Raw genomic sequence first — 10,282 nt, 5'->3', positions numbered from 1 at the left:
GGCGAATTATAGAGACATTCGAAGGGGCGTCAACCCTTAATTTCAAATTTGTGTCAGAACAGCGAAATATGAGGTAAATCAGTAGGTTTCCTCTGTTTATATAGAGCGGCATTAAGTAGGGCAGCCGCTCCCGACACAACCACAGAAAGCCGCCTACAAAACGCCAGCCTCGCGCAATGCGATAACTGCCTCGTTCGAAAGCCCTAATACCTTAGTCAGAACCTCCGATGTGTGTTCGCCCAGCAAGGGCGGCGCGTGGCGATACTCAACGGGCGTCCCCGAAAGCCGAATAGGGCTGGCGACCTGGGGCACCGTTCCGCCTAGTGCATGAGGCAGATCAATCCTCAGGCCCCGCGCCTGAACCTGGGGATCGTTAAACACCCGAGCTACATCGTTGATAGGTCCACACGGAACCCCAGCTTGCTCAAGCGCAGCCACCCATTCAGCAGTCGTCTTGAACACTGTCGCCTGGCGAATCAGCGGAATCAGCTCGGCACGGTGCGCTACACGCTGTTTATTCGTGGCGAAACGCAGATCGTCAGCCCAATGCGGCTGACCCGCCACCTCGGCGAACTTACGAAACTGGCTGTCGTTTCCTACGGTAAGAATGAAGTCGCCATCAGCGGTGGGGAAATCCTGATACGGCACGATGTTCGGGTGCGCATTCCCTAAACGACGAGGCGGTGTGCCTGTAGTCAGGTAGTTCATGGCTTGGTTCGCCAGACACGCCACCTGCACATCCAGCAACGCCATATCAATGTGCTGACCCACCCCGCCTTGATCTCGATGGGCGAGAGCAGCAAGGATCGCAGACGTCGAGTACAGCCCAGTCAGAATATCGGTCAGGGCGACCCCCACTTTCACGGGCCCGGCGCCTTCGTCCCCCTCAGGTCGGCCGGTCAGGCTCATCAGCCCACCCAGCCCCTGAATCATGAAGTCGTAACCCGCGCGCTTCGCATAGGGTCCGGTCTGGCCGAAGCCAGTGATCGAGCAATAAATAAGTCTTGGGTTCTCGGTCTGTAACGATGCGTAGTCCAAGCCATACGACTTGAGCCCACCCACCTTGAAATTCTCGATCACGATGTCGGATTTCGCCGCCAGCTCACGCACCAGCTTCTGACCTTCAGGTCGGGTGAAGTCAATTGTGACAGACTGCTTGTTCCGGTTCGCCGATAGGTAATAAGCGGCCTCGGACGTATTCTCGCCCCTTGGGTCCTTCAGGAAAGGAGGCCCCCAAGCGCGCGTGTCATCGCCGTTACCGGGTCGCTCGATCTTGATCACATCGGCGCCCAGGTCGGCAAGAATCTGGCCTGCCCAGGGTCCCGCCAACACCCGTGATAAATCCAGCACCCGCAAATGCGATAGAGCGCCCATGGCAGACTCCTCAATAAAACGCCTGGATGCCGGTCTGCGCACGGCCGAGAATCAGCGCATGCACGTCGTGTGTCCCTTCATAAGTGTTTACCACTTCCAGGTTCACCAAATGACGAGCAATACCGAACTCGTCAGAGATGCCATTTCCACCGAGCATGTCCCGAGCCATTCGCGCGATGTCGAGGGATTTGCCGCACGAGTTGCGCTTCATGATCGAGGTGATTTCCACCGCTGCGGTGCCTTCATCTTTCATACGCCCAAGACGCAGACAGCCCTGTAAGGCCAGCGTGATTTCAGTCTGCATGTCCGCCAGCTTTTTTTGTATCAGCTGATTGGCGGCCAATGGGCGTCCGAACTGTTGGCGATCCAGCGTGTAATGGCGCGCCGTGTGCCAGCAAAACTCGGCCGCGCCCAACGCCCCCCAAGAAATCCCATAACGCGCAGAGTTGAGGCAGGTGAACGGGCCTTTGAGGCCGCGCACGTCCGGGAAGATGTTTTCTTCGGGGACGAACACGTTGTCCATGACGATCTCGCCCGTGATGGAGGCGCGCAGACCGACCTTGCCATGTATTGCCGGAGCACTCAGGCCTTGCCAGCCTTTTTCCAACACGAACCCGCGAATATCGCCGGCATCGTCTTTACCCCAGACCACGAACACGTCGGCGATCGGGCTGTTGGTGATCCACATCTTGCTGCCGGTCAGGCGATAGCCACCGTCGACCTTCCTGGCGCGGGTGATCATCGCGCCCGGATCGGAACCGTGATTAGGTTCAGTCAAGCCGAAGCAACCGATCCACTCGCCGGACGCCAGTTTCGGCAGGTATTTCTGTTTCTGCGCTTCAGTACCGAACTCGTTGATCGGCACCATCACCAGTGAAGACTGCACGCTCATCATTGAGCGATAGCCGGAGTCTACGCGCTCCACCTCACGCGCGATCAGGCCGTAGCACACGTAATTCAGGCCGCTACCGCCGTACTGCTCAGGGATGGTAGCGCCTAGCAGACCAACCTCGCCCATTTCGCGAAAAATCGCAGGATCGGTCTGCTCATGTCGAAACGCTTCAAGCACCCGCGGAGCGAGCTTGCCTTGGGCGAATTGCTCGGCACTGTCGCGAACCATGCGCTCCTCTTCAGTGAGCTGCTGATCCAGCAAGAGTGGATCGATCCAGTTAAAGCTTGCCTTACCGCCCATGACTTTCTCCTTACTAAATGATGGTCCCGGACAATGCCGAGAAAAGTCGTGGATTGATCCTAGGCCCGAATACACGGTTGGACAAACGACGATTTCGCATACTGTTGTGCTAATTTCTCACTTCGAAATGGCTCAAAAGGCCGTACTTCCTGCTGATGAGTGAGATTCAGGTACATGCGCCGAAAAATCCCAAGCACTGCCGCACTGGTCAGCTTCGAGGCTGCAGCTCGCCACCAAAGCTTTACCAAGGCTGCTGACGAACTTTCCCTCACCCAAAGCGCGATTTGCCGACAAATTGGCAGCCTCGAAGAATTCTTGAATGTGGAGCTCTTCCGACGTTCGCGCAGGGGTGTGAAGCTGACAGAAGCGGGCCTTTCCTATAGCCGCCGCGTGGCTACTCAGCTAGATGCCGTGGAGCGGGACACCCTATCCGTCATGGGTCATCAGGGCGCGAACGTGATCGAACTGGCTGTGGTACCCACATTCGGCACTCAGTGGTTGCTGCCGCGCCTGAAAGACTTTCAGCAAAAAAATCCGGACGTGACGATCAATCTGACCAACCGGACCCGACCCTTCCTATTTGCAGATACTGATTTCGATGGCGCTATCTATTTTGGCGATGCGGACTGGTCAGGTACGGAATCTCACCGCCTGATGAGCGAAAACCCCATGCCGGTTTGTAGTCCAACCCTGCTGGGCAATAAACCCCAACTCAGCGCTCATGAACTATCCGGAATGCCGTTGCTGCAACAAACCACGCGTCCCTATGCGTGGCGTCAGTGGTTCGGGTCAATGGACATGAACGTCGCGCGTGACATGACAGGCGCGCGATACGAACTGTTCTCCATGCTTGCTCAAGCCGCCATGCACGACATGGGCGTCGCGCTGATCCCACCCTTTTTGATACAGCGAGAGCTCGAGGAAAAACGACTGGTCGTCGCCAACACTCATGCCTTGGCGAGCCTGAAGGCCTATTACCTGATGATTCCCGAGAGAAAAGTCGAGTCCGCATCTTTGAAAGCGTTTCGTGACTGGCTCGTCAACCAGGCTGAAACTTACGCAATGCCGTGATACTGCGACCACCTCAAACCTTTATTGACCCTGTAGTCAGGTAAATAAAAGCGCTACAGATATCTCTGAATGTCGCATTTAAGAAACACTTCCGTTCTATATCCAAAACAGGCCGAAAGCGGTAAAGCGCGTGGCTTACAGCGTAGTTATGGCTCTCTTCTACGATGATTTAGGTAAAACCCAAAAATCCTGCATTATGCGCTGAAAGCCTTTATCTATAAGCCTTGCAGCGATTTGTTGCGTCAAAGGGTCACAGGCTGACTTGTAGTTAATCACACGTCACGTTACAGAATTCCTTGATGCCTCAGAATTCCACCTGCAAAATGCCGCGCCCCCGTCTTGTCTAGCGGGGACGTGGTGATCGCTGCCCCAGATGCGCCATCCGTAGCGCCCTGGCCTATTTTCAAAAGATAAAAAGATCACGCAGGAGATTTGACGTGCACATTGGAGTCCCTCTAGAAACCCAGTCCGGTGAAACTCGGGTTGCTGCAACTCCGGAAACCATCAAGAAGCTCATTGGCCAAGGCCACACGGTTACCGTCCAGTCAGGTGCCGGCATTACCGCCAGCGTCACGGACAGTGCCTATGAAACCGCCGGAGCATCGATTGGCAGCGCTGCCGATGTCTTCGGCGCCGAGCTGATCCTCAAGGTCGTCGCGCCCAGCGACAGCGAGCTGGCTCTGATCAAAAGCGGGACCGTCATCGTTGGGATGCTCAATCCCTTCAACAACGAGATCATCGCCAAGATGGCCGATCGCGGGATCACCGCCTTCGCCCTTGAAGCGGCACCGCGCACTTCCCGTGCGCAAAGTCTTGATGTGCTGTCTTCTCAAGCCAACATTGCCGGTTACAAATCGGTGCTTCTGGCCGCCCACCATTATCCGCGCTTCATGCCGATGCTGATGACCGCTGCCGGTACCGTAAAAGCTGCTCGCGTGCTGATCCTCGGCGCGGGAGTAGCGGGCTTGCAGGCAATCGCCACAGCCAAGCGTCTAGGTGCAGTGATCGAGGCGTCCGACGTTCGCCCTGCGGTAAAAGAACAGATCGAGTCCCTCGGTGCCAAGTTCGTCGACGTGCCTTACGAGACTGATGAAGAGCGCGAAGCGGCGGTCGGCGTGGGCGGTTACGCACGTCCGATGCCGGCCAGCTGGATGCAGCGCCAGGCCGTGGCCGTCCATGAACGCGCTAAACAGGCAGATATCGTGATCACCACAGCGCTGATTCCAGGCCGCAAGGCGCCAGTGCTGTTAAGCGCAGAAACGGTCTCGCAGATGAAGCCAGGTTCGGTGGTCATCGACCTCGCGGCAGCTCAGGGCGGCAACTGCCCGTTGACCGTGGCGGATCAGGTGGTGATCGAACACGGCGTGACCATCGTTGGCCACACCAACCTGCCGGCAATGGTGGCGGCTGACGCGTCTGCTCTTTATGCACGCAACCTGCTGGATTTCCTGAAGCTGGTCTTCACCAAGGAAGGCCAGTTCGAGATCAACCTCGAAGACGACATTGTCGCCGCGTGCCTGATGTGCCGCGACGGCCAGATCGTCCGCAAGAACGGCTGAGGATAAAAACAATGGAAGACATGCTGATCTCTCACGGCGTCTATAACCTGATCATCTTCGTGCTGGCGATCTACGTCGGCTACCACGTGGTCTGGAACGTCACCCCTGCGCTACATACCCCTCTGATGGCCGTAACCAACGCCATTTCGGCGATCGTCATCGTCGGCGCCATGCTCGCTGCCGCACTGACCGTCACTCCGCTGGGCAAGACCATGGGCACACTGGCGGTGGCACTGGCCGCCGTTAATGTGTTCGGCGGCTTTCTGGTCACCCGCCGCATGCTGGAAATGTTCAAGAAAAAGGCTCCGAAGAACAAAGTTGAGGATGCCAAGTAATGAGCATGAACCTTGTCACCCTGTTGTACCTTGTCTCGGCGATCTGTTTCATCCAGGCGCTTAAAGGCCTGTCGCACCCGACCACATCCCGCCGTGGCAACCTGTTCGGTATGCTCGGCATGGGGCTGGCAGTACTGACCACCATCGGCCTGGTGTTCAAGCTGGCGGCGTTGTCCACCGACGGCGCCAGCGCAGGCATCGGTTACATCATCGTGGGCTTGCTGGTCGGCGGCACCGCCGGTTCGATCATGGCCAAGCGCGTTGAAATGACCAAGATGCCGGAGCTAGTGGCCTTCATGCACAGCATGATCGGTCTGGCAGCGGTGTTCATTGCCATCGCGGCCGTCGTCGAGCCTCAATCCCTGGGCATCGTTGCGCATCTGGGCGAGTCGATCCCGACCGGTAACCGTCTGGAGCTGTTCCTCGGTGCCGCCATCGGTGCGATCACCTTTTCGGGTTCGGTCATCGCCTTCGGCAAGCTGTCAGGCAAGTACAAGTTCCGCCTCTTCCAAGGCGCGCCTGTGCAGTTCGCCGGTCAGCACAAGCTGAACCTGATTCTTGGTCTGGCTACGCTGTTTTTCGGACTGACATTCATGTTCACCGGTAGCCTGTTCGCCTTCAGCGTGATGCTGATCCTGGCGTTCGTCATCGGCGTGCTGCTGATTATCCCGATTGGCGGCGCAGACATGCCGGTCGTCGTCTCAATGCTCAACAGCTACTCGGGCTGGGCGGCGGCCGGTATTGGCTTCTCGCTGAACAACTCAATGCTGATTATCGCCGGCTCGCTGGTGGGTTCGTCGGGGGCGATTCTCTCCTACATCATGTGCAAAGCCATGAACCGCTCGTTCTTCAACGTGATCGGCGGCGGTTTCGGCGGCGCGGCAGATGCAGGCGCAACCGGTGGCACGAAAGAGGCCCGTCCGGTGAAATCCGGCTCGGCCGACGATGCGACTTTCCTGCTGACCAACGCCGACACCGTGATCATCGTGCCGGGCTATGGCCTCGCGGTAGCACGTGCCCAACATGCCCTCAAAGAGCTGACCGAGAAGCTGACCCATGCGGGAGTGACCGTGAAGTATGCGATTCACCCGGTGGCCGGTCGGATGCCAGGCCATATGAACGTGTTGCTCGCCGAGGCCGAAGTGCCTTACGACCAAGTGTTCGAGATGGAAGACATCAACTCCGAATTCGGCCAGGCCGACGTGGTGCTGGTGCTGGGCGCCAACGACGTGGTCAATCCGGCAGCGAAGAACGATCCAAAATCGCCAATCGCAGGCATGCCGATTCTGGAGGCCTTCAAGGCTAAAACCATCATCGTCAACAAACGCTCGATGGCCAGCGGCTATGCCGGGCTGGACAACGAACTGTTCTACCTCGACAAAACCATGATGGTGTTCGGTGACGCGAAGAAGGTCATCGAAGACATGGTGAAAGCCGTCGAATAAGGCTCTGGCCTGCGGCTGAACGAGCCCTCGACGCGTGTATCGGTCGGGGGTTTTTTACACCTTCTGTAACAGTGTTTTACGCTGGGAGCCGCCGTTTAGAGCCTTCTCTACGACCTAAGTCATGGGACGCATAAAACCCAACGCTCTAGACTTGACCGCCCGGATCCTCGTCTCGAGATAGGAACACCATGCACCGTGAACGTATTCGCCTGCCATCGTTGTTGAGCAAAGTCATGAGCGCGGCCGACGCCGCTTCCCTGATCAAGGACGGCATGACCGTTGGCATGAGCGGCTTTACCCGCGCCGGCGAAGCCAAGGCCGTGCCCAAAGCCCTGGCCGAGCGCGCCAAGGCGTCGCCGCTGAAGATCAGCCTGATGACCGGCGCCAGCCTGGGCAATGACCTCGACAAGCAATTGACCGAAGCAGGCGTGCTGTCCCGCCGCATGCCGTTCCAGGTCGACAGCACTCTGCGCAAGGCCATCAACGATGGTTCGGTGATGTTCATCGATCAGCACCTGTCAGACACTGTCGAGCAGCTGCGCAATCGGCAGATCAAGCCGGTGGACATCGCTGTCATCGAATGCGTGGCAATCACTGAAGAAGGTCATTTGGTGCTCAGTTCGTCCGTGGGCAACTCGGCCAGTTTCGCGATTCTCGCCGAGCAGGTGATCATTGAAATCAACGTCGCGCAGCCTCTTGCGCTAGAAGGCTTGCACGACATCTATATACCGACCTATCGCCCGACACGCCTGCCGATCCCGGTGCTCAAGGCTGACAGCCGAATCGGTAGCCAAGCGGTGAAGATTGACCCGGCGAAGATTGTCGGCATCGTATTCAGCGATCAGGCCGACTCACCTTCGACTGTACTGCCCGCCGACAGCGAAACGCAGGCTATCGCAGGTCACTTGGTGGAATTCTTCAAGAATGAAGTGCGACAGAGCCGCCTGACAAACCAGTTGATGCCGCTACAGGCGGGGGTCGGCACCATTGCCAACGCGGTGATGACGGGGCTGATCGATTCGCCATTCCACGGTATGGCGATGTACTCCGAGGTGTTACAAGACTCGACATTCGATCTGTTCGAGGCCGGCAAGCTGGATTTTGCTTCGGGTTGCTCGATGACCCTTTCCGAACGCAAGCACCATGCGGTTTACGACAACCTGGAGCAGTACAGACCGAAACTGTTATTGCGCCCGCAAGAAATTTCCAATCATCCCGAGGTGGTGCGTCGGCTTGGAATCATCGGCATCAACACCGCACTGGAGTTCGATTTGTACGGCAACGTCAATTCCACCCATGTTGGTGGCACGCGGATGATGAACGGCATCGGCGGGTCAGGCGACTTTGCGCGGAACGCACACTTGGCCATATTCGTCACCAAGTCTATTGCCAAGAGTGGAGCGATCTCCAGCGTGGTGCCGATGGTGAGCCACGTCGATCACACTGAACACGACGTCGATATCCTCGTCACCGAGCAGGGGCTCGCCGATTTGCGCGGTCTGGCGCCTCGGGAACGAGCGCGCGTGATCATCGATAACTGCGTGCATCCCGCGTACCGCGAGGCGTTGAATGATTATTTTCGCAGAGCCTGCGCCATCGGCGGCCACACCCCTCACGTGCTGCGTGATGCACTCAGTTGGCACCTCAACCTCGAAGAAACAGGCCGCATGCTGGCAGTTTGAGAAAACAGTTCGGGGCTGGCGGCGAGCAGTCGTCGCCATGCCCGAACATATGAATGCATTCTTAGCAAAAACTGTACTGCTGTACGGGTGTTTTATAAGCCTTCAGACATCGACCTGCCCCTCATGCGGTACAAAACGCACCGATATGGTGCCAACCGGTACAGTTGCCCCAGATATGAGCAAAACAGTGCGGGTCCACAGTTAACTGAAGCAGCACAATTCAAGTGAACTGTGTCTGGAGTGAACAAGGCAACGAGAGGAAGATGGCACCCATCAAGTCAATCTAATCCCGCCACAAGCGGAAGGAAGAAGCATCATGGAACGCACCGTAAGTTCCGAACTGTTCTACGAAGAAACTGCAAAATCCGCTCAAGGCTCCTTGCCGCTGCGCATGTTCGCAAACCTGATGCTCTGGCAGCGTCGCTTGTCCAGCCGCCACCAATTGGCCCGTTTGGATGCTCGCCTGCTGGCTGACGCTGGTATCAGCGAATCTCAGCGTTACGAAGAGCTGAGCAAGCCGTTCTGGCGCTAACTTAGCGCCTGCTGGTCCCAGGTCTAGTGCCTCTCACCAGCAACCCGAATTGTTAAAACGAAACCCGTCGCAGGTGACTGCTGACGGGTTTCGTCGTATATGAGTCCAAAAAACGCCAAACCGGTACAGTTTTGATGAGTCTTAAATTCAGCATTACAGTCCATGATGTACGGGCTTCAGCTCGCTTCAAAGACTGCATTGGTCGATGATTTGCACGTCTGGCCATTCGCCCGGATAGTCCGCAAAGCCCTGTTACGTTAGTCTTGCTGCACCTTGCCCAGCCGCTTGCGAGACAGCCTTGCTCGTCGCCAGATGCGTGCGCGCGTTTTTCATTTTGCTTGTTTTGGAGCTTCAACATGTCTCGTCTTCGCTTGCTGACCGCCGCAGCCTTTTTGATTGCCACCACCGGTGCCCAGGCTTCCAGCTTTGTCGTCACCACCGATACCCTCGTACGTGCGCTAGACGCCTCTTCGAACGCCACGTCCAAGATTTCGTCCTCCTTCCACGACGACAAAATTGTCTTGGCTGCACGTGACGACGCCGCCAGCTTCGTGGCGAGCAATGGCGATATCCGTGGGGTTCATCTGGAAGGTGCGTTTCAGCACATTCGCGAGGTCAGTCCAGGCCTGAGCGCTACCGACGCGCAGCTGGCTCAAGCCATTCTGGCCATCTGATTCAGCCTGGCGACAGGTTTCACAGCACATGTCCCGACACCTTCACTGGCTCAAGCCGGGACATTTGCGCTAGCCTTGCGACTCGTTTTGCCAATACCGAAGACTCATGCCTTTATTGTCTCGCCTGTTGATTGCAGCGACCGCCAGCCTGATGAGCATCACCCAGGCACACGCGTTCGACACAACCACACAAAGCCTGATCAAAAGCGGGTACGCCACCAGCCAGGTGACGACCGGGCCTTTCGATAACAAGCTGATACTTGCCGCCCAGGATGATGCAGCAGCGTTCATTGCCACTGATGGCCAACTGCGAGGAGCACAACTGGAGTCGGCATTGATTTACCTACGTCAAACCTCTCCAAAACTTCATGCAAGCGACCTTGAACTGGCGCAGGCAATCCTCGTCCAATAATCACTT

At 57.1% G+C, this 10,282-nt stretch carries 10 protein-coding genes; 8 read left to right on the top strand and 2 right to left on the bottom strand.

Translation table 11 applies throughout. The features are described 5' to 3' along the window. Positions 1-153: 153 nt before the first annotated feature. Positions 154-1,374: a CaiB/BaiF CoA transferase family protein gene (locus B3N48_RS15130; protein ID WP_296185004.1), complete on the bottom strand. Its 1,221-nt coding sequence runs from the start codon at positions 1,372-1,374 to the stop codon at positions 154-156. Between the two features lie 10 nt (positions 1,375-1,384). Then, on the bottom strand, positions 1,385-2,566 hold the full coding sequence (locus B3N48_RS15125) for an acyl-CoA dehydrogenase (RefSeq protein WP_296185003.1): 1,182 nt from the start codon (positions 2,564-2,566) through the stop codon (positions 1,385-1,387). Between the two features lie 174 nt (positions 2,567-2,740). Between B3N48_RS15125 and B3N48_RS15120 the strand changes: the two genes are divergently transcribed. From B3N48_RS15120 to B3N48_RS15085, 8 genes are all read left to right on the top strand, one after another. After that, on the top strand, positions 2,741-3,637 hold the full coding sequence (locus tag B3N48_RS15120) for a LysR family transcriptional regulator (protein WP_296185002.1): 897 nt from the start codon (positions 2,741-2,743) through the stop codon (positions 3,635-3,637). 437 nt (positions 3,638-4,074) lie between these two features. Beyond that, positions 4,075-5,196: a Re/Si-specific NAD(P)(+) transhydrogenase subunit alpha gene (locus B3N48_RS15115; RefSeq protein ID WP_296185000.1), complete on the top strand. Its 1,122-nt coding sequence runs from the start codon at positions 4,075-4,077 to the stop codon at positions 5,194-5,196. An 11-nt stretch (positions 5,197-5,207) separates the two neighbouring features. Next, positions 5,208-5,531, top strand: coding sequence for an NAD(P) transhydrogenase subunit alpha (locus tag B3N48_RS15110; RefSeq protein WP_296184999.1), 324 nt, complete (start codon positions 5,208-5,210; stop codon positions 5,529-5,531). Continuing rightward, a complete protein-coding gene (locus B3N48_RS15105; protein WP_296184998.1) occupies positions 5,531-6,976 on the top strand; it encodes an NAD(P)(+) transhydrogenase (Re/Si-specific) subunit beta in 1,446 nt (481 codons plus the stop codon). Before B3N48_RS15110 ends, B3N48_RS15105 begins: the two co-directional genes overlap by 1 nt. A gap of 188 nt (positions 6,977-7,164) precedes the next feature. Then, a complete protein-coding gene (locus B3N48_RS15100) occupies positions 7,165-8,658 on the top strand; it encodes an acetyl-CoA hydrolase/transferase family protein (protein WP_296184997.1) in 1,494 nt (497 codons plus the stop codon). A 316-nt stretch (positions 8,659-8,974) separates the two neighbouring features. Further along, positions 8,975-9,190 carry a DUF1127 domain-containing protein gene (locus B3N48_RS15095; RefSeq protein WP_166593833.1) on the top strand — a complete coding sequence of 72 codons (216 nt, stop codon included), beginning with the start codon at positions 8,975-8,977 and terminating at the stop codon, positions 9,188-9,190. A 356-nt stretch (positions 9,191-9,546) separates the two neighbouring features. Then, positions 9,547-9,864, top strand: a complete 318-nt coding sequence (locus B3N48_RS15090; RefSeq protein WP_296184996.1) for a DUF2388 domain-containing protein — start codon at positions 9,547-9,549, stop codon at positions 9,862-9,864. Between the two features lie 106 nt (positions 9,865-9,970). After that, positions 9,971-10,276: a DUF2388 domain-containing protein gene (locus tag B3N48_RS15085; protein ID WP_296184995.1), complete on the top strand. Its 306-nt coding sequence runs from the start codon at positions 9,971-9,973 to the stop codon at positions 10,274-10,276. Positions 10,277-10,282 lie beyond the last annotated feature (6 nt).

The sequence above is a fragment of the Pseudomonas sp. UBA1879 genome, assembly GCF_002338065.1.
GTDB lineage: Bacteria > Pseudomonadota > Gammaproteobacteria > Pseudomonadales > Pseudomonadaceae > Aquipseudomonas.
This window is presented reverse-complemented; position numbering and strand designations above follow the sequence as displayed.

Excerpts from the sequence above, each read along its gene's own strand:
- B3N48_RS15130 (WP_296185004.1), bottom strand. The coding sequence starts at position 1,374 with ATGGGCGCTCTATCGCATTTGCGGGTGCTGGATTTATCACGGGTGTTG.
- B3N48_RS15125 (WP_296185003.1), bottom strand. The coding sequence starts at position 2,566 with ATGGGCGGTAAGGCAAGCTTTAACTGGATCGATCCACTCTTGCTGGAT.
- B3N48_RS15120 (WP_296185002.1), top strand. The coding sequence starts at position 2,741 with ATGCGCCGAAAAATCCCAAGCACTGCCGCACTGGTCAGCTTCGAGGCT.
- B3N48_RS15110 (WP_296184999.1), top strand. The coding sequence starts at position 5,208 with ATGGAAGACATGCTGATCTCTCACGGCGTCTATAACCTGATCATCTTC.
- B3N48_RS15105 (WP_296184998.1), top strand. The coding sequence starts at position 5,531 with ATGAGCATGAACCTTGTCACCCTGTTGTACCTTGTCTCGGCGATCTGT.
- B3N48_RS15100 (WP_296184997.1), top strand. The coding sequence starts at position 7,165 with ATGCACCGTGAACGTATTCGCCTGCCATCGTTGTTGAGCAAAGTCATG.
- B3N48_RS15095 (WP_166593833.1), top strand. The coding sequence starts at position 8,975 with ATGGAACGCACCGTAAGTTCCGAACTGTTCTACGAAGAAACTGCAAAA.
- B3N48_RS15090 (WP_296184996.1), top strand. The coding sequence starts at position 9,547 with ATGTCTCGTCTTCGCTTGCTGACCGCCGCAGCCTTTTTGATTGCCACC.
- B3N48_RS15085 (WP_296184995.1), top strand. The coding sequence starts at position 9,971 with ATGCCTTTATTGTCTCGCCTGTTGATTGCAGCGACCGCCAGCCTGATG.